A 26302-nucleotide genomic window follows, 5' to 3' on the forward strand; every position below is an offset into this window, starting at 1 on the left:
CGGCAAGCGACGGCGTCAGGCGTTCCACCACACGTACTCGGCGAACATGCCGCCCATCATCGGACCGGTCGGAATCGAACCGAGGCCCCCGAGCCGCTTGTCGTACCCGTCGAGGAAACTGATGAACGCGGGGATCCCGACCCGGCCGTGCTGCGCCACGATCGTCTGCATCTCGCCGTACATCTGCTTGCGTTTCGCATCGTCGGTCTCGGAGCGCGCGGCGAGCAGCAACTGGTCGAAGTTCGCGTTGTTCCAGCCCGACTCGTTCCACGGCGCGTCCGACTTGAAGAACTGCGTGAACAGCACGTCGGCACTCGAGCGCGGATTGATGTTGCCGAAGCCGAGCGGATGCTTCATCCAGTGGTTCGACCAGTAGCCGTCGGCCGACACGCGGTTCACCTGCAGGTTCAGGCCGATTTTCTGGCCGGCCTGCTGCAGCAGCACGGCCATCTCGATCGATCCGTTCGCGTCGGACGTCGCATAGATCGGCGGCAGCGTGGAACCCAGCGCGCCGGCCTTCTGGAACAGGAACTTCGCCTTGTCCGGGTCGTGCGGCCGCTGCGGCAGCGACGCGTTGAAGTAGCGATGCCCCGGCGGAATCGGCTGGTCATTGCCGATCACCGCATAGCCGCGGAACACCGCCGAGCGGATCTGTTCGCGATCGAACAGGTACTTCATCCCTTCGACGAAATCGGGGTTCGCGGTAATCGGGTTTTCGCTACGCACGATCAGATCGGTATACAGGCCCGACTTGGTTTCCTTCAGCGCATAGCCCGGCGCGGATCCGACCTGCTGAGTCGAGCGCGGATCGATCGCGTTGATCAGGTGCACGTCGCCCGAAAGCAGCGCGTTGAGCCGCGCTGCGCTGTCGCTGATGCCGATCAGCTCGATCTCGTCGAGATACGGCATGCCCGGCTTGAAGTAGCTGTCGTTGCGCACGCCGGCCGTCGACACGCCCGGCTTGAACGTCTTCAGCTTGTACGGGCCGCAGCCGATGCCGGTCGAGAAGTCGGTCGTGCCGTCCTTGACGATCACGAACTGCGGCGTCGCGAGGATCACCGGCAGGTCCGCGTTCGCGCTGGCGAGCGTGAGCGTGACTTCGTCAGGGCCGCTCGCCTTCGCGTCCACGAACTGGTCGGCGAGCGTCTTGACCTTGGACGCGGTGGTCGGGTTCTTGTGGCGCATCAGTGAAAACACCACGTCGGCCGGTCCGACGGGTTTCCCGTCGTGGAACGTGACGCCCTTGCGCAGCTTGATGACCCACGTCTTCGCGTCTGTCGTGTGCAGCGACTCGGCAAGATTCATCTGCGGCGTCAGGCTCTGATCGAGCTGCGTGAGGCCGCTATAGAACATGAAGAAGCGGATGTAGTCCGCGCCCGTCGAGCCCTTGGCCGGGTCCAGCGTATCGGCCGTCGAACTGGTATCGTTCGCGACCCGGATCTTGCCGCCGCGCTGCGGCGCGGGCGCGGCGAAGGCAGTCCGGGGGTTCACCAGCAGTCCGCCGGCGCCGGCGGCCATCATGCCGCTCGCCGCCATGACCCGCATCATGTCGCGGCGCGTGAAGCCACCGTTGCCGCCGCCGTTGTCGATATCGTCGCTCATCCGAACTGCTCCTGACTGTGGTAAGTGGATCGTGGAGTCCAGCGTAGTTCTTCAACCCCGCCGCGCCCGCTTGCTGGTGGCGGGTGCGACGTCGTGCGCATGCAACTCATTTAAGCACCGCCAAAATGCGGTTTGTCGCGATTCGGGCCGCCCTCACGATACGAATCGACCGTTTTGAGCCACCCGCGCAGCATTGTTTGCTGCGTGCGCGCCCGTATCGCCGTTTGCCGGACGCAGAATGACGGCCGCCGCCTGTTAACCGTTCGGTACAGAATTAAGCGCGGGCGCCGCTTACAGCCCGAGCTGCGTTGCGAGATGGCCGATGTCCGACACTTCGTAATAGTTGTAGAAAGGCGTGCCCGGCTCGTGGCCGCGATTGACGAACGCCTTGTGCTTGATGCCGAGATCCTCGGCCGTCATCAGGTCGTAGCGCAGGCTCGACGACACGTGCAGCACGTCCTCGGGCTTGCAGCCGAGCTTGTCGAACATGTACTCGAAGCCTTGCATGCGCGGCTTGTACGACTGCGCCTGCTGAGCGGTGAACACCGCATGGAACGGCGCGCCGAGCTTGTCGACGTTGCTCATGATCTGGTCGTCCATTGCGTTCGACAGGATCACGAGCTTGTACTTGCTGGCGAGCCGCGACAGGCCGGCCGGCACGTCCGGATGCGGACCCCAGGTCGGCACTGCCAGATAGAAGCGCTCGGCTTCGGCTTCGTCGAACTTCACGCCTACCCTCGCGCAGGTGCGCCGGATCGCATTGACGACGACGTCGCGAAACGGCTTCCACGCGCCGAGCACCTCGTCGAGCCGATAGGCGGCGAACGCTCGCACGAACTGTTCGAGCGCGACCGGCGACAGCCTGTCCGCGTAGACCTCGCGCGCCATCTCGCCCATTCGGAAGTGGATCAGCGTGCCGTAGCAGTCGAACGTGATGTACTTCGGTTCAAATTGAATCATGGTGAGGTCCTGTCGGTGTGAAGCCCCGGCAGGGCCGGGGACGGGCTGGGTTCAACGAAATTGAATCAGGGCAAAAAGTCGTTCGCGCATCGTTCGGCGCGGTTCCAAACGCATAATCGTCGCGTATTGCACGCAGCGAGCAGCACGATCTGCGGCGCGTCCGGGCGAAGCGCCGCCGTGGCCTTCGCGGGCGTGGCGTGCGGCATCCAGCGGTGCGACATGGCGACGAACGACGACGCCACCGTGCTTCCATCGTAGTGGCATGCGCGCAGCAGAAGCTGCGGGATCGATGCGCCGCAATGGCACGAAACACGCGTTCGTTGGCACCGGGCGCGCCGGATTGCGTTGATTTCGCACGCGCCGCCACTGCCGCGGTGAAACAGGCGAATCGTCCTATCCGGGCCGCACCGGCGCTGGCAGAGTGAGGACGTCAAATCTACCGCTTTGGAGTCCGGCGTGGCCGACCTCAATCCTTCCCGCACGCTTATCTATCGCCCGTTCGCCGAAACCGACCTGCCCGCCGCGCATCGACTCTCGCAAGCGGTCAAGTGGCCGCACCGGCTCGACGACTGGCGCTTTGTGTTGCAGCTCGGCAGCGGCTTCGTCGCCGAGGACGAATCCGGCGTCGTCGGCACCGCGCTCGGCTGGCCCTTCGGCGACGCGCACGCGGCGCTCGGCATGGTGATCGTGTCGCCCGAGCATCAGGGCCGCGGCATCGGCCGCGAACTGTTCTCGCGCGTTCTCGACAGCCTCGGCACGCGCACGATATTCCTGCATGCGACGCCGTCCGGAGAACCGCTCTACGCGAAGTTCGGCTTCAAAGCGACCGGCACGATCGATCAGCACCAGGGCGCGGCGTTCCAGCCGCCGCTGATCTCGCTGCCGCCGGGCGAGCGCCTGCGCCCGCTCGGGATCAACGACGGCCCGCGCCTGGCCGAACTCGCATCGCGCGCGGCCGGCTACGAGCGCGGCGCGGTGATCGACGCGCTGCTCGACTTCGCGAACGGGATCGCGCTCGATCGCGATGGCGAACTGCTCGGCTTCGCGCTCTTTCGCCGTTTCGGCCGCGGACATGTGATCGGCCCGGTGATCGCGCCGGACGCGCTGCGCGCGCAGGCGCTCATCAGCCACTGGCTCGCGCTGCACGAGGGCATGTTCCTCCGTCTCGACGTGCCGGGCGACAGCGGGCTGTCGGACTGGCTGCAGGGGCTCGGCCTGCCGCGCGTCGATACCGTCGTCGCAATGGCACGCGGCGCGGTGCCCGCACGCGAACCGGCGCTGCGCGCGTTCGGGATCGTCAACCAGGCGCTCGGCTGAGCAGTACGGGATGAGTTTCCTGTACAAATCCGATCCGGTACGCGGCGCCCAATGGGCTCAGCGCTTCGCGCAAAAGGCGCCCGACCTCGCATTCCGCATCTGGCCCGACATCGGCGATCCCAAGGCCGTCCGCTATCTCGCCGCATGGCAGCCGCCGGACGACCCGGTCGCACTGCTGCCGAACCTCGAGGTCGTGTTCTCGGTGGGCGCCGGCATCGACCAGTTCGACCTGTCGAGCGTGCCCGCACATATCCCCGTCGTGCGGATGATCGAGCCGGGCATCGTCGAAGGCATGGTCGAATACGTGACACAGGCGGTGCTGACGATCCACCGCGACCTGTTCGACTACGCGGCGCAACAGCGCGCGCAGGTGTGGCGCGAGAAGCCGGTGCGCGCGGCCGCGTCGCGCCGCGTCGGCGTGCTCGGCATCGGCACACTGGGGCAGGCCGTGCTCGACATGCTGCGCCGCTTCGGTTTTCCGTGCGCCGGCTGGAGCCGCACCCCGCGCACGCTCGACGGCGTCGACTGCTACGCGGGCGACGCCGCGCTCGATGCGTTCCTCGCCCGCACCGACATCCTGATCTGCCTGCTGCCGCTCACCGGGAGCACGCGCGGGCTGCTCGGCGCGCGCGTGTTCGACGCGCTGCCGGCCGGCGCATCGCTCGTGCAGGTCGGGCGCGGCCCGCAGCTCGACGCGGCCGCGCTGCTCGCGGCGCTCGACAGCGGCCGGCTAGACAGTGCGATCCTCGACGTGACCGAACCGGAGCCGCTTCCGGCAGGCCACCCGTTCTGGACGCATCCGCGCATCCGGATCACGCCGCACATTGCCAGCGCAACGCGGCCCGGCACCGCGGTGGACGCCGTGCTCGCAAACATCGCGCGCCATCGCGCAGGACAGCCGATGATCGGCGTGGTCGACCGCGCCCGCGGCTACTGACTCGCGCCCCGCCCAGCGAAACGCGCAGCAGAAAATGCGGAAGCGTCCCGTGCAAACGCCGTGTTCATACGTTTCAGGCCGCAAATTGAAGGCGCATGCGGATTTCTCGCCCGGTAGCATGAACTCACCGCTGACAACCGACCAGAGTCCCGCCCCGCCATGAACCAAGCTGAGCTGATCGAAGCCGATCGTCAACACCTGATCCACCCCGTCGTCAACTATCGCGCGCACGAGTCGCGCGGCGTCACCGTCCTCGATTCCGCGGAAGGCGTGTTCTTGCGCGACGCCGACGGCCATACGCTGCTCGACGCATTCTCGGGCCTGTGGTGCGTCAACGTCGGCTACGGCCGCGACAGCATCGTCAAGGCCGCCGCCGACCAGATGGCGAAGCTGCCGTACGCGACCGGCTATTTTCATTTCGGCTCGCAACCCGCGATCGAGCTGGCCGACCGGCTCGCGTCGCTCGCGCCGCCGTCGCTGAACCGCGTGTACTTCACGCTCGGCGGCTCGGATGCGATCGACTCCGCCGTGCGTTTCATCACGCACTACTTCAACGCGACCGGCCGCCCGTCGAAGAAGCAGATGATCGCGCTCGAACGCGGGTATCACGGTTCATCGTCGATCGGTGCCGGCCTCACCGCGCTGCCGGCGTTTCACCGCCACTTCGACCTGCCGCGCGCGGACCAGCACCATATTGCGTCGCCCTACCCGTACCGCCACCCGCTCGGCGACGATCCGCAGGCGCTGATCGCCGCGTCGGTCGCCGCACTCGAGGCCAAGGTCTCGGAACTCGGCGCGGACAACGTCGCGGCATTCTTCTGCGAGCCCGTGCAGGGCTCCGGCGGCGTGATCGTGCCGCCGGCCGGCTGGCTGCGTGCGATGCGCGACGCGTGCCGGCGCCTCGGCATCCTGTTCGTCGCCGACGAGGTGATCACCGGCTTCGGCCGCACCGGGCCGGTGTTCGCGTGCGAGGCCGAACGGGTCGACCCGGACCTGATGACCGTCGCGAAGGGGCTGACCGCCGGCTACGCGCCGATGGGCGCAGTGCTGATGTCCGACGAAATCTACGAAGGCATTGCGGGCAGCCGGTCGGAGTCGGCCGTGGTCGGACACGGCTACACGTATTCCGCTCATCCGGTCAGCGCGGCGATCGGCCTCGAGGTGCTGAAGCTCTATCACGAAGGCGGCGTGCTCGCGAACGGCCAGGCGATGGCGCCGCGCTTTGCCGCGGGGCTCGACGCGCTGCGCGCCCATCCGCTCGTCGGCGATGCGCGTTCCATCGGCCTTCTCGGCGCGCTCGAACTGGTGGCCGACAAGGCGCGCAAGACGCGCTTCGACCCGGCGCTCGACTTGTCCGACAAGATTGCCGCAGCAGCGTACGCGAACGGCGTGGTGTTCCGCGCATTCAGCGACGGCGTGCTCGGTTTCGCGCCGGCACTGAGCTTCACCGCGGGCGAGTTCGACCTGCTGTTCGAACGCGTGCGCAAGACGCTCGACGACGTGCTGGCCGATGCGGCCGTGCAGCGCGCGCTGGACGTCGCGCAAACGCAGCCAGCATGAGCCCGGTAAGGGAAGCCCGGCTTGTGGCGGCCATCGTTCGACTCTAAAGTAACCAGACATTCCATTTTCGCCTTTTCACGTGAACATTACGGACAGCAAGCTGGATCGCATCGACCTGCGCATCCTCTCCCAGTTGCAAAAACGCGGCCGCATGACCAACGTCGAGCTGGCCGATGCGGTCGGGCTGTCGCCCAGTCCGTGCCTGATCCGGGTGAAGCGGCTCGAGAAGGCCGGCTACATCGGCGGCTACGGCGCGCACATCCAGCTCGAGAAACTCGGCGACGTGCAGGTCGTGTTCACCGAGGTCACGCTGGCCGACCACCGTCGCGAGGACTTCGACCGTTTCGTCGCGGCGATCCGCAACGTCGACGAGATTGTCGAGTGCCACCTCGCGAGCGGTGGCTACGACTATCTGCTGAAGTTCATCACACGCAGCGTGAGCCATTACCAGACGATCGTCGAAGGGCTGCTCGAGCAGAACATCGGCATCGAGAAGTATTTCAGTTACGTGATCATCAAGTCGCCGTTCGTCAAACGGCACTATCCACTCGAATCGCTGTTCGGCGAACGCCACTGACGGTCGGTGTGCGCCCCTGCAACGCGGCAGCCCGCTGTCCGCGCGCGGGGAGTCGCGCGCCCGCACCGCCGGGGGCGTCGCTGGATCGCTTCATCCAGGGACCTGCCATGCCGCTTACACTGACCCGAACCGAACTCCTGCGCTCCACCAACCTGATCGACGGCACGTGGCGCGACGCGCTCGACGGCGCTCGCTTCGACGTCACCGATCCGGCGACGCTCGAGACCGTCGCCCATGCCCCTGATAGCGGCGCGGCCGACGCGCGCGCCGCGACCGACGCGGCCGCACGTGCGCTGCCAGCATGGCGCGCGACGCCCGCTCGCGAACGGGCCGCGATCCTGCGTGCGTGGCACGCTTCGATCGTCGCGCACACCGACGATCTCGCGAAGCTGATGTCGCGCGAACAGGGCAAGCCGCTCGCCGAGGCGCGCGGCGAAGTCGCCTACGGTGCATCGTATGTGCTGTGGTTCGCGGAAGAAGCAACGCGCACGTACGGCGACATCATTGCGCAGCAGCAGCGGGGCAAGCGGCTGAGCGCGGTCAAGGAGCCGATCGGCATCGTCGCCGCGATCACGCCGTGGAATTTCCCGCTCGCGATGATCGCGCGCAAGATCGCGCCCGCGCTCGCGGTTGGCTGCACGGTGGTCGCGAAGCCTGCGGAGGACACGCCGCTGACCGCGCTCGCGCTCGCGTTCCTTGCGCAGGAAGCCGGCGTGCCGCCCGGTGTGCTGAACATGATCGCCGCGTCGCGCGAGCGCGGCATCGACGCGGTAGCCGACTGGCTCGCCGACGGCCGCGTGCGCAAGATCACGTTCACCGGATCGACGCCCGTCGGCAAGCTGCTCGCGCGTGAGTCGGCCGCGACGCTGAAGAAGCTCTCGCTCGAGCTCGGCGGCAATGCGCCGTTCATCGTGTTCGACGACGCCGAGCTCGATGCCGCGGTCGACGGATTGATGGCGGCCAAGTTCCGCAACGGCGGCCAGACCTGCGTGTCGCCCAATCGCGTGTACGTGCAGGCCGGCATCTACGATGCGTTCGCCGAGAAGCTCGCCGCGCGTGTGGCAGAGCTGAAGGTTGCGCCCGCGACCGATCCGGCCGCGCAGATCGGCCCGATGATCAACGCACGCGCGGTCGACAAGATCGCGCGCCATGTCAGCGACGCCATCGAGCGCGGCGCACGCGTGCTCACGGGCGGCAAGCGTCTGCCCGAACTCGGGCCGAACTACTACGCGCCGACGGTGCTCGCCGACGCCACCGCCGACATGCAGCTCACCTGTGAGGAAACTTTCGGTCCGGTCGCCGCGCTGTTTCCGTTCGACACCGAGGACCAGGCCGTCAACGCCGCGAACGACACGCCGTTCGGGCTCGCTGCGTATTTCTACACGCAGGACTTAAGGCGGATCGCACGCGTGTCGGCGCGGCTCGAAACGGGCATCGTCGGGATCAACGAGGGTGCGCTCGCGAGCGAGGCCGCGCCGTTTGGCGGCGTGAAGGAATCGGGCTACGGCCGCGAAGGCTCGCGCTACGGCCTCGACGATTACTTGTCGATCAAGTACCTGTGCCAGGGCGGACTCGACTGAGTCGCGCCGCCGCGAACGGGGCGCCGCCGTCGGGCACGCTCCATTCACCATCGATGACGAACCGGTCCGGAGTTCCTGCTTGCATCCGGTGAGTAATGGGAGAAGTCATTGCAGGGTGTCCTTGAGCCGGTACCACGCTCCGACGAACGGCAGAAACCACGGCTTTCCGAAGTGACCGGGAATCGCCGGCCAGTCGAAGCCTTTCCACGGATTGAGATCGGCGCGTCCGTCCATGATCTCCGCCATCAGCGTGCCCATCAGCGTCGCCATGTGCGTGCCGGGGCCGCTGTAGCCCATCGAGTAATACACGCCGTCGCGCTCGCCCGCGCGCGGCAGCCGGTTGGCCGTCATGTCGACCATCCCGCCCCAGCAATAGTCGATGCGCACCCCGGCCAGTTCGGGAAACACGGCGGCCATCTGCTGCCGGAGGATCAACCCGCTCTTTTCATCCGAACGCGGATTCGACGTCGCGAATCGCGCCCGCCCGCCGAACAGCATCCGGTTGTCGGGCGTCACGCGAAAGAAATTGACGAAGTTCTTCGTGTCAGTGACCATCCGGCGAGTCGGCAGCAACCGGTCGAGCAGCTCGCGTGGCAACGGCTCGGTGACAATGATGAACGCGCCAACCGGCACGATCCTGCGGCGAATCCAGCCGAACGGCCCCACCTGCGAGATGCCGCTTGCGAGCAGCACCTGACGCGCACGGATCTCGCCGAGCGGCGTTTGCGCCGCGTATGTGCCGCCCGCTTGCCGCTTCAAGCCGAGAACCGGCGCATGCTCGATAAAGTGCGCGCCGCGCGCTTGGGCAGCGTTCGCGAGTCCACGCACATAGCGGCCAACGTGCATCCCGGCACTCTTCCTGAAGATCAACCCGCCTTGACAGCGGTCCGAGCCGATCTCGTCACGAAGCTCTGCCGCTGTCACGAGGCACGTATCAGGGTCCACGCTCGCGGCAAGCAACGCGTGACTGCGCGCGAGCTTATCGAAATGCTCGGGCTTCGCCGCGAGCTTGAGCTTTCCGCTGCGAACGAAATCACAATCGATCGACTCCTCCCTGACCAGCCGCTCGACCGTGTCGACACCCGCGTCGAACGCGAGATACAGCCGGTTGGCCAGTTCCGTGCCGATGCGCTGCGACAGCGACGCGTAATCCTGCGCGAAGCCGTTGTTGCACATGCCGCCATTGCGGCCCGACGCCGCCTGCCCCACGGTCCCTGCTTCGCAGACGATCACGCGCGCGCCTTTCCTGGCCAGCGCCAATGCGGCCGCCGAGCCCGTGATTCCGCCGCCCACTACCACCACGTCGCAACTTCCGCCAGGCAGCTCCGACGAGCGGCTCACGAATGGCGCGCACGTATCAAGCCAGTAGGAACCGAAATGCATGACAAACTCCAGAGCTGGCGGACTGGTGCCTGGCACAGCATGATCTGTTATCCGAAATGTTGGAGTAGCACCGCAAGCGCAACCGCTCGGGCTATACGACTGCAACCGCCTCGATCTCGATCTTCAGACCGAAGTGCAGTGCCGGAACCGGCACGACGGCGCGAGCAGGTTTCGCATCGCCGGCCCAGCGCGCGTAGATCTCGTTGAAACTCGCCCAATGCCCGACATCGACGATATAGACGCGGACCTGGGTCAGTTTCTTGATGTCGCTGCCTGCACCGACAAGCGCGGAAGACAGATTTGCCAATACCTGCCTGGCCTGCGCTTCAAAAGAGCTATCCGTGAGTTTTCGGCCGGTCGCGTCGATCGGGAGTTGACCCGATACAAAAACGAGGCCATTTGCAATTGAAACGTGACTGTAGTGGCCGCCCGGCGTTGCCAGCCCAGCGGGGTTCATCGTTCGAGGGTACTGCGTACCGTGTTGATACTTATCCATGAAGGCCACTTTAAAGAATGAACCGGCTGGCCGCTGCGCCAGTCCTCCTGCCGCGTGGATCGACCGACCGGGGTTGCCAGCTGATGCGACGTACTATAGAAATAAATATCTTCGTCGTGTTTAATATCTGATGAATCCGTCGTTAGCGAGTTCTTAATGCTTCAACTGGAAGACATGCAGCTGCTCCGTGCGCTTGGCGTATCAAAGTCGCTTGCGGCAGCCGCCAGGTTACTGGATCTTACGCCGCCCGCGGTTACGGTACGTCTTCAGCGCATTGAAGAACGCATCGGGGTGAGCCTTGCCACACGCGCAGCCCGAGGCATTTCTCTCACTGACGAAGGCCACCGCCTCGTTCAGGAAGCAATCGAAATCCTGGAGCGGATCGAGTCCATTGCGTCCCGCGTCTCGGGAGAGGCAAGCGGTGTGAGCGGCCATTTGCGCGTCGTAGCACCGTTCGGGTTCGGCAGGGAATATGTCGCGCCGCTCGTCCGGGACCTGCATCGCTCGCATCCCAATCTGGGGATTTCGCTCGTTTTGTTCGAAAGTCCGCTCGCTGCCGCGTCGGGCGCCGACGTGGTCATTTCAATCGGCCACATCAAAGGATCCTCCTGGGTAGGACATTACCTGGCCCCGAACGAGCGCTTCCTCTGCGCGAGCCCCGCCTTTGCGGATAGCCTGTCACAGCTCAAGCATCCGTCCGAACTCACCCGGCACGCGTACCTGACGCTACGAGAAAACGATGAAGACGTGACGCGTCTGCGTTTCAGTCAATACGACGCTAAGGGCAAACGCGTAAGCCAGGCCGTAACGGTTCGGCTAAACAGCACTTTGTCTTCGAACGACGGCACCGTGGTGAGGGACTGGGCGGTTGACGGCCTCGGAGTTGTCGCGCGATCCGAATGGGATTGTGCCCGGCTGATCACCGAGGGAAAGCTGAAGCGCGTGTTGCCGGCATGGCGCCTTGAACCCGCACCGGTAATAGCGCTGACGCCCACGCGTCAGGGCTTGACCATCCGTCAGCGCGTGTTTCTGGAAGCCGCGAAGCAAGCCTTCGACCCAGTGCCCTGGCGGAACTGACGCAGCATTGAACGTTGCTTAAAGGTGGATTTATCGGTCATTAAGCACAAGTTCGCAGCGAACTCCTATAGTGGCTTTTCTTCACGCGCGAGGTCGGCATCGAACACCGATCGCGCGAATAATCGTCAGGAGCCACAGATGAACCTGGAGTCATTGAACACCCCCGCGGCGTTGATCGATGTCGTGCGCATGCACCGCAACATCGAACGGATGCAGCGACGCATGAATGCGCTCGGCGTGAAATTCAGGCCGCACGTCAAGACAACAAAATGCGAGCAGGTGGTCAAGGCGCAAATGGATGCTGGCGCACAAGGTATCACCGTGTCCACGCTCAAGGAAGCCGAACAGTTCCTGGCACGCGGCATCCGCGACATCGTATACGCTGTGGGCATGGCCCCGACGAAACTCCCGCAGGCACTGGCGCTGCGCCGGCAAGGCTGCGACCTGAAGATCGTTGCCGATAGCGTCGTATGCGCCGAAGCCATCGTTGCATTCGGGCGGGAACACAATGAACGGTTCGACGTGTGGATCGAGATCGACGTGGATGGCCATCGCTCGGGCATTGCGCCCGAAGATGACACACTTCTCGCAGTCGCCGCCACGCTTTCCAACGGCGGGATGCATCTCGGCGGCGTCCTGGCCCATGCGGGTTCCAGCTATGACTACGACACGCACGAGGATCTCGTCCGCATCGCCGAACAGGAACGTGCGGGCTGTGTGCGCGCCGCCGAGCGCATTCGCGCGGCCGGCCTGCAGTGTGACGTCGTCAGCATCGGATCGACGCCGACAGCGCTAGCCGCCGAACACCTGGAAGGCGTGACGGAAGTTCGCGCAGGCGTCTACGTGATGTTCGATCTCGTCATGCATAACGTGGGCGTCAACAACACGTCCGAGATTGCATTGAGCGTATTGACTACGGTCATCGGCCACCAACGCGAGAAAGGCTGGGCCATCGTCGATGCGGGCTGGATGGCTATGAGCCGCGACCGGGGTACCCACCGCCAGAAGCGCGATTTTGGCTACGGCCTCGTCTGCCTCGAAAACGGGGAGGTGCGAGGCGACTATCTGATGAGCGGCGCGAACCAGGAGCACGGCATAGTGTCCCGGTCAGGAACGCCCGATCATGAGATCGAGCAGCGCTTCCCAATCGGGACACGCCTGCGCATCCTGCCCAACCACGCGTGTGCCACCGGCGCGCAGCATCCCGCCTATCACGCCGTCGGTCCCGACGGAAGAGTCGAAACCTGGCCACGCTTTTATGGCTGGTAAGACGAACGGTGGCGCGTGATTCAACGGCATGTTCACTGTCCTCGATGAGCCTGAATCATCCCTTCGCCGAGCCGCACTCGCCAGCGGTGCTATTGCTGTGCCAGGTCGAATATCCGGCTCATCGCTATCCACTTCTGTCCGGACGGCGTCCACGGTGTGGGCGCCTGAAACTGCCACATCAACGTTTCCCACCGCTGGACCACGGGGTTATTTTTAGCAGCGGTCGCCATCCTGCCAGCGTCATATATTCTGTCGTCTGTTTCCATCACCATGAGCAATCGGGTTCCCAGACGGTAAATCTCCATGTCCACAACGCCATGGCCTCGTATGTGCTGGATCACTTCAGGCCAAACCTGGCGGTGAAGTTCTTCATAACGGGCAATAAGCTCAGGATCTTCTTTCAGATCCAGCGCGAAGCAGTAACGCACGATCACTCCTGTTTAAAATGCCGCAGTCATCCAGCTGGGATCACGCCTTGCATGGCCTGTCTCGGCATGGCGTTCCCTGCATGCTGTCAAATGAATCTTCATCCCTCTCCATCGGCATCGCTAACTGTCAGCGCCCCGGGGCGTCGCGCGTTACATGATCGCCCCCCGCAGCCAGGGAACGAACTCGCGATCACCGATTCCGTTTTCCTCGCTGCACGTTCGCCTTCCCGATGCAACTTCCAGAATGAACCGGAACAATTGCATCCCTGCTTCCTCGACGCTCAGACGACCGTCGACGATGTCACCGCTGTTGAAGTCCATGTCCGAGCGCATTCGCTCGAACAGGTCCGTGGTGGTTGCAATCTTGATGGTGGGAGCCGGCCTGGAACCGAAGACTGAGCCGCGTCCAGTCGTAAAGCAGATCAGGTTGGCCCCTCCCGCGATCTGCCCCGTTGCGGACACCGGGTCGTAGCCCGGCGTGTCCATGAACACGAGGCCGCTTTCAGATACCGGCTCAGCGTAGTCGTAGACCGCATTCAGTGCGGTGCCGCCTGCTTTCGAGACTGCTCCCAGTGACTTTTCAAGGATCGTTGTAATGCCACCTGCCTTGTTGCCGGGCGACGGATTGTTGTTCATTTCGCCGCCATTTTCCGCCGCGTAGCGTTCCCACCAGCGCAACTTCCCGAGCAGACGCTCGGCGACGTCATCCGACGCTGCCCGTGCCGTCAGCAGATGCTCTGCTCCGTAAATCTCCGGCGTCTCCGACAGGATTGCGGTGCCGCCATTACGTGCGATCAGGTCGACCGCCACACCGAGCGCGGGATTGGCGGTGATTCCCGAATACCCGTCCGAACCGCCGCACTGCAGCCCGATTTTCAGCCGCGCCACAGGTACTGTTGTGCGCACGGCCCGATCTGCCATTTCGAGCAGGTCGTGTACGACCTTTACTCCACGCGTCACCGCCTCGCGCACACCGCCTGCGTCCTGGATGACGAGCGTTCGGATCGACCCTTCGTGGCGCGCTCGCAACGATGCCGCGAGATCTTCGACCTGATTGACCTCGCAACCCAGTCCGACGAACAGCACGGCCGCAAAATTGGGATTGCGCGCATAACCGGCCAGTGTCCGACGCAATATCGCAATTCCGTCGCCGGAAGCGGACATCCCGCATCCGCTCTGGTGCGTAATCGCGACAACACCGTCCACGTTCTTGAAGGCCTCCATGGGTGCGCCCTTGAACGCATCCGCTATCGCATGGCAAACACTGGCCGAGCAGTTCACGCTCGCGATAACGCCGATGTAATTGCGCGTTCCGACCTGACCGTCCGGCCGCACGAATCCCTCAAACGTGTCGAAAGGGCCCATCTCCGCAGCACGAAGCGCCGTTTCGTGGCCCGACTGCCCGCTCTCGTGACGTTCAGGCATGCCGACGTTGTGTACGTGAACGTGCTCGCCCGCAGCGATGTCGCATAGCGCAACCCCGATCGTCTGCCGATACTTTGTCACCGACGCGCCGCAGGCGATGTTCCGTATGGCCACCTTGTGACCGGCAGGCACAGGCGTCAAGACGTGAACCTGTTGCCCATTCGCATCGATCTGCGTGCCTGCATCCAGCGCACGAAGCGCAACGGCAACGTTGTCTTCACGGTGAAGCACCAGAACTGTCTCCACGTTCATGATTCACGCCTCCCTTCTGCAGCGTCCAGGCGGTTCTGCGCGGCCAGCATGCTTCGCAGGCGCGGCTGTGTAGAAGTAAGCGATAACGAGTCCGCGAGTTCGATCAACGGCTTGACTCGCCGTCTGATCTTTTCTTCGTGATTGGTCGCAATGTCCGCGATACGATGCGCCAGCCAGGGATTGAGCAGACGGTCGCGCACACTTTCGATGTAGCGCTCCGCGGCAGTGCGCAGGCCCATTGCGTCGAACACCGGCAAGACCTCCTCGTGCCAGATTCCCTCGATACCGTCCCGAAGTCGGGGATCGCTCATCGCCACCAGCACCGTTTCGTTCGACGGGCGGCGCTCGTTGATCCACTGATCCGCGAGCCAGCTGTGGCCGAGATTGAGAAAGAAAAGCTTCAGACGCTCATGGGTACGCAGGTCGTCCGTCACCACAATCTGCTCGTGCACACACGGCAACTCCATGCCCGTACGCCGCTCGATGGCCCATAGCGCATACGGTTCCGCGATCGCGCCGACCGGCTCGATCGGCTCGGACACGATCCGGTCGACCAGTGAGTTCACCCACACGCAGCTATGCTCCAGATACCCGATAAACGTCGCCGGCATTGCCCATTGCCGTGCCACGCCGAGCACGATATCGCGAAGCGTGTTGCCATTGTTTTCGACAAGCTCGCACGGAAAGATCGACACACCCTCATCGGGACGCACCTGCCAACGTGCATGCAGGAGAACCAGCAGCTTCACCGGAAAGCTGTGCGGCACCTGTTCGTCGCCGACAAGCATGTCCGCCGAATCCCGGTCGTCAAGCCGGTAACCGGCATCGCCCGTGTTCGAGACAATGACCCGCACCTGCTCGATCATGACACGACGAATGTGTGCCCAGTCGAGATCGGCGATCCACCCCTTCTGGACGGCGTGGCAATCGACGACGCGATCGACCGCCACACTGCCTTCCCTGCCCCGAATGCGGACCGGATAACTGCGTGAATGCGCAAGCGCTGAAATACGCGCTCGACTCGACGGATTGCCCGTGGTCTGCACAACGCCGATTCCGCCAATCGCGTCGCCGCGCTCAAGGGCCTGCGATACGAAAAAGGCGACATGGGCCAGTAGAAACCGGCTGGTGCCGAACTGAAGAATGGGTGTGCTCATGCCGCCTGTCCTGATTGCTTCGCAGTGCAATTCAACATTCGACCAACGCCTTGACAACGGTCTGCCCCGGTTCCAGCAATCGAGGAAATGCGTCGGGCACTTCGTCAAGCCGCATGCGGTGCGTATTCAACGCCTGGTCAGGAATGCGGCCCGCGCGCATCGCCTCCAGCACGGTTTCGAAGTCGGCGGCGGTAGCGTTGCGGCTGGCAAGCAACGTGGTCTCGCGCTTATGAAATTCCGGATCGGAGAATGTCACCTGACCCGGCACGATCGAGATGAGGGTGTATTTGCCGCCATGCGCGACGAAGGCAAAGCCACGGTTCATCGCGTCGATGTTGCCGGTCGCGTCAAACACCGCATCGAAGAACTCGCCATCCGTGAGCGATGCGAGTTGCGCCACGTCGTCCGGGCCCACCGCGACCGCCGCATCGACGCCCAGCTGCGACTTGCAGAATTCGAGGCGGTCCGCGCGTGTGTCCAGACAAACGACCGTGGCACCGCGCAGCCTGGCAAAGATCATCGCAGCCATGCCAATCGGGCCAGCCCCGACCACGAGTACCCGTTGGCCGCGCGACACATCGGCACGCCGCACGGCATGTGCGCCGATGGCAAGAAATTCGAGCATGGCCGCCTGATCGAGCGACACGCCTTGCGCCTTGTGCACGAACTGCGCAGGCACGCTGAGATACTCGGTCAGTGCGCCATCGCGATGCACACCCAGCACCTGAATGTTGACGCAGCAGTTCGTCTTGCCTTGACGGCATGCGACGCAGTGTCCGCACGACAGATAGGGCATGACGTACACGCCGTCGCCCGCCACGAGCCCCGAGTCAGGGTCCGCCTCGACGACCACTGCGGACAGTTCATGACCCATCACGCGCGGGTATTGGAGGTACGGTTGATTGCCGGTAAAAATATGCAGATCGGTACCGCAAATCCCGACACGGCTGACCCGCATCAGTACTTCGCCATCACCCCGCGCGGGTAAATCGCGCTCCTCGGCGCGCAGCACCCCGGGCGATTCGCAAATCACGCTAAGCATGTTGATGTCCTCTCGATCAGGTCAGGTATGGTGGCTCGGTGTGCACGATAGATCGCATCCAGGTCGCGTGGAGGCCAGTGACAGTAGTCGTGCTGGTGTGCGTCGACGCGCGGCGTCATTGACGACTCCCGGGGACGGGCGCATCTGGGGCAATCAGTCCTTCCTGGCCAAGCGCGCCCCAGAAGTCCGCCGGCACGGGTTGTTCGAGCCACGTGATGTTCTGCTGCAACTGGGAAACGCTACGCGCCCCGATCACGCAGGAAACGACAGCGTCATGCGCGAATGGAAACTGCAGCGCCGCTGCAGGAAGTGGAACGTCGAAGCGCTCACATAGCGCGGAAAGGCGACGCACCTTTGCGACGACTTCGGCGGGCGCTTCCGAATAGTTGAACTTGCCGTTGCCAGCGAGTATGCCGGAATTGAATACCCCGCCCACGACGACACCTGTGCCAACGCGGGCGCAGCGATCGAGCAGCGGCTCCAGCGCACCCTGTTCGAGCAGGGTGTACCGGCCGGCCAGCAGAATGACGTCGAGCGGCGCTTCGTTCAATGCATCAACGGCGACTTCCCACTCGTTGACGCCAAGACCAACGGCGCGGACTTCGCCGCCTGCGCGTAGCGCTTCGAGCGCACGAAACCCACCGCCGGCCGTAAGCTGCCTCCAGTAGTGCGTATGTCGATCACCGTGAGTCAGGCTGCCGATGTCATGGACATACAGGATATCGATTTGCGCGAGGCCGAGCCGTTGCTGGCTGTCTTCGTACGAGCGCATGATGCCCTCGTAGCTGTAGTCAAACACGGGGCGAAACGGCAACGGTTCGGCCCAGCCATCCTCACCGGGCTGGACACCGACATCGGGGCGCATCAAACGCCCTACTTTCGTGCTCAACCTGAAAGCGTTGCGCTGACGCGCCGCGAGTGCCTGCCCGACGCGCCGCTCGGAGAGCGTATAGCCGTAATACGGCGCGGTATCGAAATAGCGCAGGCCTGCGGACCAGGCGGCGTCGACCAATGCGCACGCATCCGTGGCCGACATGGCACGGTAGAGCCCGCCAAGCTGGGAGCAGCCAAGGCCAAGCCGCGTCAGTTCGAGGCCACTGCGCGCCAAGGCGCGTTTGTCGGAAGCGTTCATAAACCGGGAGGCAGGTGTCAGTGAAATACCGTGGAAGCTCCCTGCGACGAGCCAAATGGCTTCGTCGCAGATCGGCCATCATCAGTAGAGGACGTTCTTCGCTTCCTGGGAGTCGAGGTTCGGTTTGTCGACCATGACGACACCGGTATCGACCAGCTTCGCAACGGGCTTGTGTTCGATGACGCCGACCACCGTCTGGATTCCCTTGTTGCCCATCTGCCACGAACCCTGAACGGCGATCGCCTGGATGGTGCCGTCGCGAACGAAGCCTTGCAGATCTTCATTGCCATCGAAGCCGACCGCCACCAGCTTGCCCGCCTTGCCTGCCTGCTTGAGCGCGCGTCCCATGCCGACCGCGGTCGGTTCGTTCGCGCCGAAGATGCCCTTCAGATCCGGATTCGCGGACAGCACATCGGTCGTCTGGTTCAGCGCAGTCGCCATCTGCGACTGCGAGTAGTAAGGTCCGACGATCTGCAGCTTCGAATGGGCCGCGATGTATTTGCGGAAGCCGCCTACCCGGCCAATTTCCGATCCCGCGCCGGGCACGTACGACATGACTGCAATTTTGCCCGTCTGTCCTACGCGATCGATCAATGCCTTGGCGCAGAGTTCGCCCGCCTTCTCGTTGTCGGTCGAGAGGAACGATTGATAGTACGGTTTGCCCGAGTCCGAAATGGCCGAGTCGATCAGCACCACCGGGATATGTGCTTCCCAGGCTTTCTTGATGGCAGGCACGAGAGCGTCGGGATCGGAAGGCGCCAGCACGATACCTGCCACGTGCCGGTTGACCGCGTTCTCGACCATGTTCACCTCGTCGGCGATGTCCGACTCGGCGGCCGGCCCCTGGAAGGTCATCGTATAGCCCTTCGTTTCCGCAACCGCCGCGTTCGCGCCCTTCTGCACGTTCTGCCAGTAGTTCGAGTTGACCGTCTTGACGATCACGGCGATCTCGCCGCCTGCAGCATAGGCGCCGGTACTGAACGCTGCACACAACATCGCCGATAACGTCAGTAAGGAAAGCTTTCGCATGTCTCGCTCCTCTCTTGTGGTTGAACTTCGTGTGGTGGTTGAACTACGAGTGATTACCGCTTGCGATTTCGCAACTGGTCGATCCAGACAGTGCCGAGAATGACGACGCCGATGATGATCTGCTGGATGAAACTCGATACGCCGTTCATGTTGAGTCCGTTGCGCAGGACACCGATGACGAACGACCCGATTGCCGTTCCCGAGATCGTCCCCACACCGCCCATCAGCGAAGTGCCGCCGATGACCGAACTGGCAATCGCGTCGAGCTCGTACATGACACCCTCGTTGGGTTGCCCGGTGACGAGTCGGGACATCAACACACAGCCCGTCACTCCGGCCATGGCACCGGAGAGGACGTACGTGAAAAGCGTCACGCCCTGAACGTTCACGCCGGAAAGCCGCGCCGCTTCCGCGTTCGAGCCCACCGCGTAGATGTGGCGGCCAAGCGAGGTCTTTGACAGCAACACGGAGACCGCGACGAACACGACGATCATGATGACGACCGGAAACGGAATACCTGGAAACGTCGTGTCCGGAAATCCGTCCGCGCCAATATGGGAGACGCGAAACAGCGCCCCGTTTCCGAGTGCTCCAAATGCGTCGCCGAGATCCGAAACCGGGCGGGCGCCGGTGATCTGCAGCGCCAGCCCCCGCGCAACGAGCATCATGCCCAATGTCGCAATGAACGGCGGCAGTCTCATACGCGTCACGCAGATTCCGTTTACCGTCCCGCACAGCGCGCCGACCAGCACGCCGCAGAGCATCGCGACCGGCACGGGCGCGCCACCCTTTGTCAGGAGTGCTGCGGAAACTCCCGCGAGTGCAAGAACGGAGCCGACCGAGAGGTCGATGCCGCCGGTTATGATGACGCACGTAGCCGCAACGCCCAGGTAGGCGATGGACGTCACCTGCAGGCAGACGGTCATCAGGTTGCCTACCGAGAAGAATGCCGAACTCGTCACAGAAAATGCCGCCAGGAGCACGACCAGGCTGCCCAATGCTGCAAACTTCTGGATAAGGTCGCGCCGCCGTTGCTGGGCGGTCTGCCTTGCGGCCTGAGTCGATTCGGATGTCATTTCAAGCATGGGCGCGCCCCGAAGCGTAGTGCATGATTTCCTCCTGACTGGTATGTGCGGTTTCGAGAACCGCAGTCATGCGACCCTCATGGAAGACGGCAATCCGATCCGTCATGCCGAGCAGTTCAGGCAACTCGGAACTGATCAGCACGACCCCGACGCCGTCTGCGGCAAGCCGGTCCATCAACCCGTAAATGGCGAACTTCGCGCCAACGTCGATACCGCGGGTCGGCTCGTCGAAAAACAGGATCTTTGAGCCACGATAGAGCCACTTGCCGATCACGACCTTTTGCTGGTTGCCGCCCGAAAGATTGCGCACGATCTGATTGACCGACGGCGTCCGGATCGCCAGCTCCTTGACGTATCGTTCGGCGATCTGGTGCTCCTCCCGAAAGCGCAGGAAGCCCGTGCGTGACGCAATGGCGCGCACGTTTGCCAGCGTGATGTTGGCGGCAACCGGCATCATCAGCGCCAGGCCCTCCTTCTTCCGGTCTTCGGACAGATAGGCGAGACCGTGCCGGATGGCCTCTCGCGGTGAGCGGATGCTCACCGGCCGACCATGAAGCGTGATCGTTCCGCTATCGAGCTTGTCAGCGCCGAAGATTGCGCGCGCAACCTCCGTGCGACCCGCGCCTATGAGGCCTGCAAATCCGAGAATCTCGCCTCTGCGCAGCTCGAAAGAGACCGGGCCGAACACACCGTTGCGGCGCAGATCCTTCACACTCAGGAGCACCTCTTCGGCAGGAGACGATTGCCTCGCCGGATAGGCGTCCTCGAGCGAGCGGCCGACCATGCGCGCAACGATATCGTTGACGCTCAGCGCAGAGAAGTCATCGGTCGAGATGTGGCGGCCATCGCGCAGAACCGTCACGCGGTCGACAATGTGCGCCATCTCGTCGAGCCGATGCGAAATGTAGAGAATCGCCACGCCCGCTGCTCGTAGTTCCTTGATGATCCTGAATAGCTGGACCGTTTCCGATTCAGTGAGGGACGACGTCGGCTCGTCCATGATCAGCACCTGAGCGTCGAGCGAAAGCGCCTTGGCGATTTCGACCATCTGCTGCTGCGCGATCGAGAGCGTCCCGACCAGCGTCGTGGGCGCCACATCCAGCCCGATGCGTGCCAGACAACGCGTTGCATCCGCGTTGAGCCTGCGTGTGTCGACGAAGGGTCCGCGCTTGGGCTCGCGCGCCAGATAGAGGTTTTCCGCCACGCTCAGATGCGGCACCAGGTTCAGTTCCTGATGAATGATCGCGATGCCTGCGCGCTGCGCTTCGGAAGTCGAGAGGAACTGCACGGCCTCGCCGCGATAGCGGATCACGCCGGCGTCCGGGCGGTATTGCCCGCTGATGATCTTCATCAGCGTGGACTTGCCCGCCCCGTTTTCGCCGCAAATGGCGTGGACTTCACCACAGCGCAGATCGAGGTTGATGCCGTCGAGCGCGATCACGCCCGGGAAGCGCTTTCCGATACCTTCGAGGCGAAGGATTTCCTCGTTCCGTAGCTTGCGGAGGTCTGCGTCCAGGCTGGACAGACCGGTGGGCACGCTCATCTCGTCTCCTTTAACGGCCAACCTGGCTTCGCGCTGGTCAGTCCAATTGGGACGAATTAGACGGCAAACTGTGGATTTGGTCAAGCCAATATGATTTATATCAACTGGCCTTACCCATAAGGAAAACCCCAGGACTGGCGCAATCGGTTGTCCCACGGCACCTCAGCCGAAATGCTAGACTCCATGGGCCGTTCGACTTGTCGGCAGCTGGCAGGCACAGAACCTCATCGTGAAATCAACAGAACCCAAGCGGCTTTACCAATCCATCGCTACGCAGATCCTCACGTTGATTCGTCAGGGCGAGTTCCCGGCGGGCGAGCGTCTGCCACCGGAGCGCGAACTCGCCATCAAGCTTGGCGTCTCCCGGCCCTCTTTACGTGAGGCGCTTATTGCACTGGAGATCGGTGGCAAGGTGGAGATCCGTGTCGGATCTGGCGTCTATGTGCGCGAAACAGGTACCGATGATGAGAGCGCGGTGGGGTCCCTTGGCGATAGCCCGTCCGAGCTGATGCAGGCGCGCGCCGCGATCGAAGGCAGCGTCTCGGTGCTCGCCGCAGCGCGCATGACCGCCGCCACGCTCGATCGCCTGCGCCGCTCAATCGAGCGGATGCGCAGACTGGCAGCAGCGGGCAAATCCCCCGTTGAAGCGGACCGGCAATTCCACATGCTGATCGCGGAGGCCGCTGGTAACTCCGTACTGAGTCGCTTCGTCGGCGAACTCTTCGATAGCCGACACGATCCGATCGCGGCCGCCATGCGCGGTCATTCGGAAAGTCCTCAAACCTGGACCGAGGCAGTACGCGAGCACGAAGAGGTCCTGAGAGCCCTGCAGGCCGGCGATCCTATCGCGGCGCAAACAGCGATGCGTGCTCACCTCAAAGCCTCCGAAGAGCGATGGATAGGCGGAGCATTGAAACAAGGTCCAGATAACCGGGTAAGCAAGTGATAAAGTACGCGCCTGTCGGCTCGACGCTACGCTGTGGAAGGAATCATGTGCCATGTCATCGGCATCTGAGCACCGACCCTTACAAGTGCCGCTCACACTTGTGTCGCTCTGCCACTGCCAGGTCGCTCCGTGCGGTTGCGCAGCTCGATCAATTCGATCTTTGACCATCATGACCGATACGCCGCACCTCATTCACATCACCCCGGAAACGCACGGCGTCGAACTCGATCTCGTGTATGCGACCGATCGCAATTTCACCGGCAAGCCGATCTACAAGGAAGCGCACGCCCTGCTGCTCGCGCCCGCTGAAGCCAGATTGCGCAAAGCCGTCGAACTTGCTGGAAGCGCCGGCATGAAGCTGCGCATTTTCGATGCGTACCGTCCGCCGCAAGCACAAAAAGTACTGTGGGATTTTCTGCCCGATCCCACCTATGTCGCAGAACTTGGCCAAGGCTCGAACCATAGCCGGGGTACGGCGCTCGATCTCACCCTGATCGACAGCAACGGTGAAGCGCTCGACATGGGCACGGGCTTCGATGCAATGATCAAGGAGTCCGAGCACTTCCATCACGGATTGCCTCAGCACGTGCAGCGCAATCGCCTGCTGCTGCTCGGCATCATGCATGCGGCAGGATTCATGCATATTTCAAGTGAATGGTGGCATTACGAAATCCCTGGTTCACGCTCGCTTCCCGTTATTGATAATAGCGAAAGCGGCCCCCTGAAATTGATGTAATCGCGTTCTGGTTCTTTGCTGTCCGTTTGTGGGTTTCTCACCGATTTCCCCTCTCGATACGGAGCGAGTATGAATCTGGTTTTGCGCAATGCGCTGGCGGCAGTCGCGGTCGTATCCGCACTGACGCTTACGATGACGGCAACAAGTACTGCATTTGCGGCGACGCCGAAAGACATGCTGGTGATCGCCACCACGCTCGACGAATTCTCGACGCTCGATCCGGGCGAAGTCTATGAGCTCGTGCCGGAAGAATATGTCGCGAATACCTATGATCGACTGGTGCGTGTCGATCTGAAAGACCCGGCAAAATTCAATGGCGATGTCGCGCAATCGTGGACGGTCAGCCCCGATGGACTCACGTTCACGTTCAAGATTCGCCCGGGTCTCAAGTTCCATTCGGGCAATCCGCTGACAGCCGATGATGTCGCGTGGTCGATCCAGCGCTGCGTGCTGCTCGACAAAGGCGCGGCGGCCGTATTGCAAGGCATTGGCCTGACCAAAGACAACGCGCTGCAAAACATCAAGAAAATCGACGACTCGACGGTCAGCATTACGACCGATCAGAAATACGCGCCCACATTCGTGCTCAACGTGCTGGGTGCGTGGCCCGCGTCGGTGGTCGACAAGCAGCTCCTGATGTCGCATCAGAAGGGCAACGATTTCGGCAACGAATGGCTGCGCACGAACGAAGCGGGCTCTGGCGCGTACAGGCTCGTCAAATGGACCGCGAACGACAGCATCATCCTGCAGAAATACGACGGCTACCGGCTGCCGCTCGCGATGAAGCGCATCGTGATGCGCCATGTGCCGGAAGCCGCGAGCCAACGCCTGCTGCTCGAAAACGGCGACGCGGATGTCGCGCGCACTCTGAGCCCCGACGATCTCGCCGCATTGACCAAGGCCAACAAGGTGCAGGTGATGTCCATGCCGCAAGCGACATTACTCTATCTCGGCCTGAACGTGAAGAACCCGAATCTCGCGAAGCCGGAAGTGCAGGAAGCCATGAAATGGCTGATCGACTATGACGGCATTCAGAAGAACGTGACGAAGAGCACGTTCAAGGTACATCAAACGTTCCTGCCCGAAGGTTTCCTCGGCGCGTTGAATACCAATCCGTATCACCAGGACGTTGCCAGGGCCAAGGCGCTGCTCGCCAAAGCGGGCTTGCCCAATGGCTTCAATGTGACGATGGAGTGCGCAGCGCTTACCCGTACAACGAAATCGCGCAAGCCGTACAAGCGAATCTCGCGCAAGGCGGCATCAAGGTCGAGATCATTCCGGGCGACAACAAGCAGACGCTCGCGAAGTATCGCGCGCGTCAGCACGATATCTACATTGGCGAATGGTCAGCGGATTACATCGACCCACACAGCAATGCGCAGGGCTACGCATGGAATCCGGACAACTCGGACAAATCCGCGTACAAGATGCTCGCATGGCGTAATTCCTGGGACATTCCCGACCTGACGAAAGAGACGAATGCGGCGCTCGCCGAATCGTCGACGACAAAGCGCGCGCAGCTCTATCAGACGATGCAGAGGGAAATGCTCGCAAAGTCGCCGTTCGTCATCATGTTCCAGCAGGTGTCGCAAGTGGCGATGCGTCCGGGCGTGTCGGGCCTCGAAGTCGGTCCGATCAACGATCTCGTGTCCTGGCTGCAGGTGAAGAAGCAGTAAGTGCGCGAGACATGTCGACAACGCTCACTCCCATTGACCGGATACGCGCTGCGTCCACGCGCAGCGCGACCGTGCGCTGGGCGTTGCGCGTGCTGCGCTGGGCGCTCACGCTCGCCGTCACGTTCACGGGTTTGCTGGCCGTGACCTTCGTGATCGGCCGCAAGGTGCCGATTGATCCCGTGCTCGCCATACTCGGCGATCGCGCGTCGGCGAGCGCTTATGCGGCCGCGCGCATTCAGCTTGGACTCGACAAGCCCCTTGCCGAGCAGTTTTTCATCTACGTGCGCGCGGTGCTGCACGGCGATCTGGGCGTATCGCTGCTGACGGCGAATCCCGTGCTCGACGACATCAAGCGCGTCTTCCCGGCCACATTGGAGCTCGCCACACTGTCCACGATCATCGGAGTGTTGGTCGGTGTGCCGCTCGGCGTGATTGCCGCGACACGGCACAACCGCTGGATCGATCACGTCGCGCGTTTCATCGGCCTGATCGGCAGCTCGGTGCCCGTGTTCTGGCTCGGCCTGATGGGACTGCTGTTGTTCTATGCGAAGCTACATTGGGTGTCGGGGCCCGGAAGAATCGACCCGGTGTTCGACGGCATGGTCGATACGCACACGGGCAGTCTGCTGATCGATTCGCTGATCGCGGGGGAATGGGATGTGTTTTTCAATGCACTGTCGCATATTGCGTTGCCTGCTGCGATATTGGGCTACTACTCGGTCGCCTATCTGAGCCGGATGACGCGCTCGTTCATGCTCGACCAGTTGAACCAGGAGTACATCACGACGGCACGCGCAAAAGGCTTGTCCGAGCGGCGAGTCGTGTGGGTGCACGCATTCGGCAATATCGCGGTGCCGCTGCTGACGGTGATCGCACTGTCGTACAGCTTTTTGCTCGAAGGCTCGGTGCTCACCGAAATCGTATTCGCGTGGCCGGGCATCGGTTCGTATCTGACGGGCGCCCTGCTCAACGCCGATATGAATGCCGTGCTCGGCAGCACGCTCGTGATCGGCGTGACTTTCATTGCGTTGAACCTGCTGACGGATGCGCTCTATCGCGTGTTCGATCCGCGCGCCCGCTGATGCAACGGAGA

Annotated in this window: 22 protein-coding genes and 1 pseudogene; 11 read left to right on the forward strand and 12 right to left on the reverse strand. The window is 63.0% G+C overall.

Annotation, left to right across the window (positions count from 1 at the left end; translation table 11 throughout):
• Positions 1–15: 15 nt before the first annotated feature.
• Together BMI01S_RS16005 and BMI01S_RS16010 are read right to left on the reverse strand one after the other, a co-directional pair.
• Positions 16–1602 (reverse strand): ABC transporter substrate-binding protein, encoded by a 1587-nt coding sequence (locus tag BMI01S_RS16005; protein ID WP_028231506.1) that lies wholly within the window; start codon positions 1600–1602, stop codon positions 16–18.
• A 291-nt stretch (positions 1603–1893) separates the two neighbouring features.
• The gene (locus BMI01S_RS16010; RefSeq protein WP_028231507.1) at positions 1894–2562 is read right to left on the reverse strand and encodes a haloacid dehalogenase type II; all 669 of its coding nucleotides are present in this window, start codon (positions 2560–2562) and stop codon (positions 1894–1896) included.
• A gap of 456 nt (positions 2563–3018) precedes the next feature.
• Here BMI01S_RS16010 and BMI01S_RS16015 point away from each other — a divergent pair, with 456 nt between their 5' ends.
• The 5 genes from BMI01S_RS16015 to BMI01S_RS16035 all read left to right on the forward strand — a co-directional run bounded on the left by BMI01S_RS16015 (position 3019) and on the right by BMI01S_RS16035 (position 8533).
• Positions 3019–3879 (forward strand): GNAT family N-acetyltransferase, encoded by an 861-nt coding sequence (locus BMI01S_RS16015; protein ID WP_028231509.1) that lies wholly within the window; start codon positions 3019–3021, stop codon positions 3877–3879.
• A gap of 10 nt (positions 3880–3889) precedes the next feature.
• Entirely contained in the window at positions 3890–4816 is a 927-nt protein-coding gene (locus tag BMI01S_RS16020; protein WP_028231510.1) for a 2-hydroxyacid dehydrogenase, read from the forward strand.
• Positions 4817–4975: 159 nt separating this feature from the next.
• The gene (locus BMI01S_RS16025; RefSeq protein ID WP_028231511.1) at positions 4976–6376 is read left to right on the forward strand and encodes an aspartate aminotransferase family protein; all 1401 of its coding nucleotides are present in this window, start codon (positions 4976–4978) and stop codon (positions 6374–6376) included.
• Positions 6377–6461: 85 nt separating this feature from the next.
• Positions 6462–6953 carry an Lrp/AsnC family transcriptional regulator gene (locus tag BMI01S_RS16030; RefSeq protein WP_006749694.1) on the forward strand — a complete coding sequence of 164 codons (492 nt, stop codon included), beginning with the start codon at positions 6462–6464 and terminating at the stop codon, positions 6951–6953.
• Between the two features lie 107 nt (positions 6954–7060).
• Positions 7061–8533 carry an NAD-dependent succinate-semialdehyde dehydrogenase gene (locus BMI01S_RS16035; protein ID WP_028231512.1) on the forward strand — a complete coding sequence of 491 codons (1473 nt, stop codon included), beginning with the start codon at positions 7061–7063 and terminating at the stop codon, positions 8531–8533.
• Between the two features lie 105 nt (positions 8534–8638).
• On the opposite strand, the gene BMI01S_RS16040 is transcribed toward BMI01S_RS16035, so the two are convergent.
• Complete coding sequence (locus BMI01S_RS16040; RefSeq protein ID WP_028231513.1) at positions 8639–9916, reverse strand: NAD(P)/FAD-dependent oxidoreductase; 1278 nt, start codon at positions 9914–9916, stop codon at positions 8639–8641.
• Positions 9917–10007: 91 nt separating this feature from the next.
• The gene (locus BMI01S_RS16045) at positions 10008–10412 is read right to left on the reverse strand and encodes a RidA family protein (RefSeq protein WP_028231514.1); all 405 of its coding nucleotides are present in this window, start codon (positions 10410–10412) and stop codon (positions 10008–10010) included.
• 156 nt (positions 10413–10568) lie between these two features.
• On the opposite strand from BMI01S_RS16045, the gene BMI01S_RS16050 reads away from it, so the two are divergent.
• On the forward strand, positions 10569–11489 hold the full coding sequence (locus BMI01S_RS16050; protein WP_028213808.1) for a LysR substrate-binding domain-containing protein: 921 nt from the start codon (positions 10569–10571) through the stop codon (positions 11487–11489).
• A 138-nt stretch (positions 11490–11627) separates the two neighbouring features.
• Entirely contained in the window at positions 11628–12758 is a 1131-nt protein-coding gene (locus BMI01S_RS16055; protein WP_028231515.1) for a DSD1 family PLP-dependent enzyme, read from the forward strand.
• Positions 12759–12847: 89 nt separating this feature from the next.
• Here BMI01S_RS16055 and BMI01S_RS16060 read toward each other — a convergent pair whose 3' ends face one another.
• The 8 genes from BMI01S_RS16060 to BMI01S_RS16095 all read right to left on the reverse strand — a co-directional run bounded on the left by BMI01S_RS16060 (position 12848) and on the right by BMI01S_RS16095 (position 21851).
• Positions 12848–13186 (reverse strand): L-rhamnose mutarotase, encoded by a 339-nt coding sequence (locus BMI01S_RS16060; RefSeq protein ID WP_028213810.1) that lies wholly within the window; start codon positions 13184–13186, stop codon positions 12848–12850.
• Positions 13187–13336: 150 nt separating this feature from the next.
• Positions 13337–14863 carry a UxaA family hydrolase gene (locus BMI01S_RS16065; RefSeq protein ID WP_028231516.1) on the reverse strand — a complete coding sequence of 509 codons (1527 nt, stop codon included), beginning with the start codon at positions 14861–14863 and terminating at the stop codon, positions 13337–13339.
• Positions 14860–16020, reverse strand: coding sequence for a mannitol dehydrogenase family protein (locus BMI01S_RS16070; RefSeq protein WP_042289818.1), 1161 nt, complete (start codon positions 16018–16020; stop codon positions 14860–14862). The genes BMI01S_RS16065 and BMI01S_RS16070 overlap by 4 nt, the downstream gene beginning before the upstream one ends.
• Before the next feature lie 31 nt (positions 16021–16051).
• Positions 16052–17062 (reverse strand): zinc-binding alcohol dehydrogenase family protein, encoded by a 1011-nt coding sequence (locus BMI01S_RS16075; RefSeq protein ID WP_028231517.1) that lies wholly within the window; start codon positions 17060–17062, stop codon positions 16052–16054.
• Between the two features lie 115 nt (positions 17063–17177).
• Complete coding sequence (locus BMI01S_RS16080) at positions 17178–18194, reverse strand: aldo/keto reductase (RefSeq protein ID WP_028213813.1); 1017 nt, start codon at positions 18192–18194, stop codon at positions 17178–17180.
• Positions 18195–18275: 81 nt separating this feature from the next.
• Positions 18276–19223: an ABC transporter substrate-binding protein gene (locus BMI01S_RS16085; protein ID WP_028213814.1), complete on the reverse strand. Its 948-nt coding sequence runs from the start codon at positions 19221–19223 to the stop codon at positions 18276–18278.
• A gap of 53 nt (positions 19224–19276) precedes the next feature.
• Entirely contained in the window at positions 19277–20308 is a 1032-nt protein-coding gene (locus BMI01S_RS16090; protein ID WP_028213815.1) for an ABC transporter permease, read from the reverse strand.
• Positions 20301–21851, reverse strand: coding sequence for a sugar ABC transporter ATP-binding protein (locus tag BMI01S_RS16095; protein ID WP_028231518.1), 1551 nt, complete (start codon positions 21849–21851; stop codon positions 20301–20303). Before BMI01S_RS16095 ends, BMI01S_RS16090 begins: the two co-directional genes overlap by 8 nt.
• Positions 21852–22080: 229 nt before the next feature.
• Between BMI01S_RS16095 and BMI01S_RS16100 the strand changes: the two genes are divergently transcribed.
• The 4 genes and pseudogenes from BMI01S_RS16100 (at position 22081) to BMI01S_RS16115 (ending at position 26291) form a co-directional block, all read left to right on the forward strand.
• Positions 22081–22797 carry a FadR/GntR family transcriptional regulator gene (locus tag BMI01S_RS16100; RefSeq protein WP_028213817.1) on the forward strand — a complete coding sequence of 239 codons (717 nt, stop codon included), beginning with the start codon at positions 22081–22083 and terminating at the stop codon, positions 22795–22797.
• Positions 22798–22966: 169 nt separating this feature from the next.
• Complete coding sequence (gene ddpX, locus BMI01S_RS16105; RefSeq protein WP_028213818.1) at positions 22967–23533, forward strand: D-alanyl-D-alanine dipeptidase; 567 nt, start codon at positions 22967–22969, stop codon at positions 23531–23533.
• A gap of 69 nt (positions 23534–23602) precedes the next feature.
• Positions 23603–25209: pseudogene (locus tag BMI01S_RS16110) on the forward strand (ABC transporter substrate-binding protein).
• 11 nt (positions 25210–25220) lie between these two features.
• Positions 25221–26291: an ABC transporter permease gene (locus BMI01S_RS16115; RefSeq protein WP_028231519.1), complete on the forward strand. Its 1071-nt coding sequence runs from the start codon at positions 25221–25223 to the stop codon at positions 26289–26291.
• Positions 26292–26302 lie beyond the last annotated feature (11 nt).

Source organism: Paraburkholderia mimosarum LMG 23256 = NBRC 106338 (assembly GCF_000739815.1).
GTDB lineage: Bacteria > Pseudomonadota > Gammaproteobacteria > Burkholderiales > Burkholderiaceae > Paraburkholderia > Paraburkholderia mimosarum.

Excerpts from the sequence above, each read along its gene's own strand:
- BMI01S_RS16080 (WP_028213813.1), bottom strand. The coding sequence starts at position 18,194 with ATGAACGCTTCCGACAAACGCGCCTTGGCGCGCAGTGGCCTCGAACTG.
- BMI01S_RS16005 (WP_028231506.1), bottom strand. The coding sequence starts at position 1,602 with ATGAGCGACGATATCGACAACGGCGGCGGCAACGGTGGCTTCACGCGC.
- BMI01S_RS16020 (WP_028231510.1), top strand. The coding sequence starts at position 3,890 with ATGAGTTTCCTGTACAAATCCGATCCGGTACGCGGCGCCCAATGGGCT.
- BMI01S_RS16070 (WP_042289818.1), bottom strand. The coding sequence starts at position 16,020 with ATGAGCACACCCATTCTTCAGTTCGGCACCAGCCGGTTTCTACTGGCC.
- BMI01S_RS16035 (WP_028231512.1), top strand. The coding sequence starts at position 7,061 with ATGCCGCTTACACTGACCCGAACCGAACTCCTGCGCTCCACCAACCTG.
- BMI01S_RS16040 (WP_028231513.1), bottom strand. The coding sequence starts at position 9,916 with ATGCATTTCGGTTCCTACTGGCTTGATACGTGCGCGCCATTCGTGAGC.
- ddpX (WP_028213818.1), top strand. The coding sequence starts at position 22,967 with ATGACCGATACGCCGCACCTCATTCACATCACCCCGGAAACGCACGGC.
- BMI01S_RS16050 (WP_028213808.1), top strand. The coding sequence starts at position 10,569 with ATGCTTCAACTGGAAGACATGCAGCTGCTCCGTGCGCTTGGCGTATCA.
- BMI01S_RS16085 (WP_028213814.1), bottom strand. The coding sequence starts at position 19,223 with ATGCGAAAGCTTTCCTTACTGACGTTATCGGCGATGTTGTGTGCAGCG.
- BMI01S_RS16075 (WP_028231517.1), bottom strand. The coding sequence starts at position 17,062 with ATGCTTAGCGTGATTTGCGAATCGCCCGGGGTGCTGCGCGCCGAGGAG.
- BMI01S_RS16115 (WP_028231519.1), top strand. The coding sequence starts at position 25,221 with ATGTCGACAACGCTCACTCCCATTGACCGGATACGCGCTGCGTCCACG.
- BMI01S_RS16025 (WP_028231511.1), top strand. The coding sequence starts at position 4,976 with ATGAACCAAGCTGAGCTGATCGAAGCCGATCGTCAACACCTGATCCAC.
- BMI01S_RS16095 (WP_028231518.1), bottom strand. The coding sequence starts at position 21,851 with ATGAGCGTGCCCACCGGTCTGTCCAGCCTGGACGCAGACCTCCGCAAG.
- BMI01S_RS16090 (WP_028213815.1), bottom strand. The coding sequence starts at position 20,308 with ATGCTTGAAATGACATCCGAATCGACTCAGGCCGCAAGGCAGACCGCC.
- BMI01S_RS16065 (WP_028231516.1), bottom strand. The coding sequence starts at position 14,863 with ATGAACGTGGAGACAGTTCTGGTGCTTCACCGTGAAGACAACGTTGCC.
- BMI01S_RS16055 (WP_028231515.1), top strand. The coding sequence starts at position 11,628 with ATGAACCTGGAGTCATTGAACACCCCCGCGGCGTTGATCGATGTCGTG.
- BMI01S_RS16045 (WP_028231514.1), bottom strand. The coding sequence starts at position 10,412 with ATGGATAAGTATCAACACGGTACGCAGTACCCTCGAACGATGAACCCC.
- BMI01S_RS16010 (WP_028231507.1), bottom strand. The coding sequence starts at position 2,562 with ATGATTCAATTTGAACCGAAGTACATCACGTTCGACTGCTACGGCACG.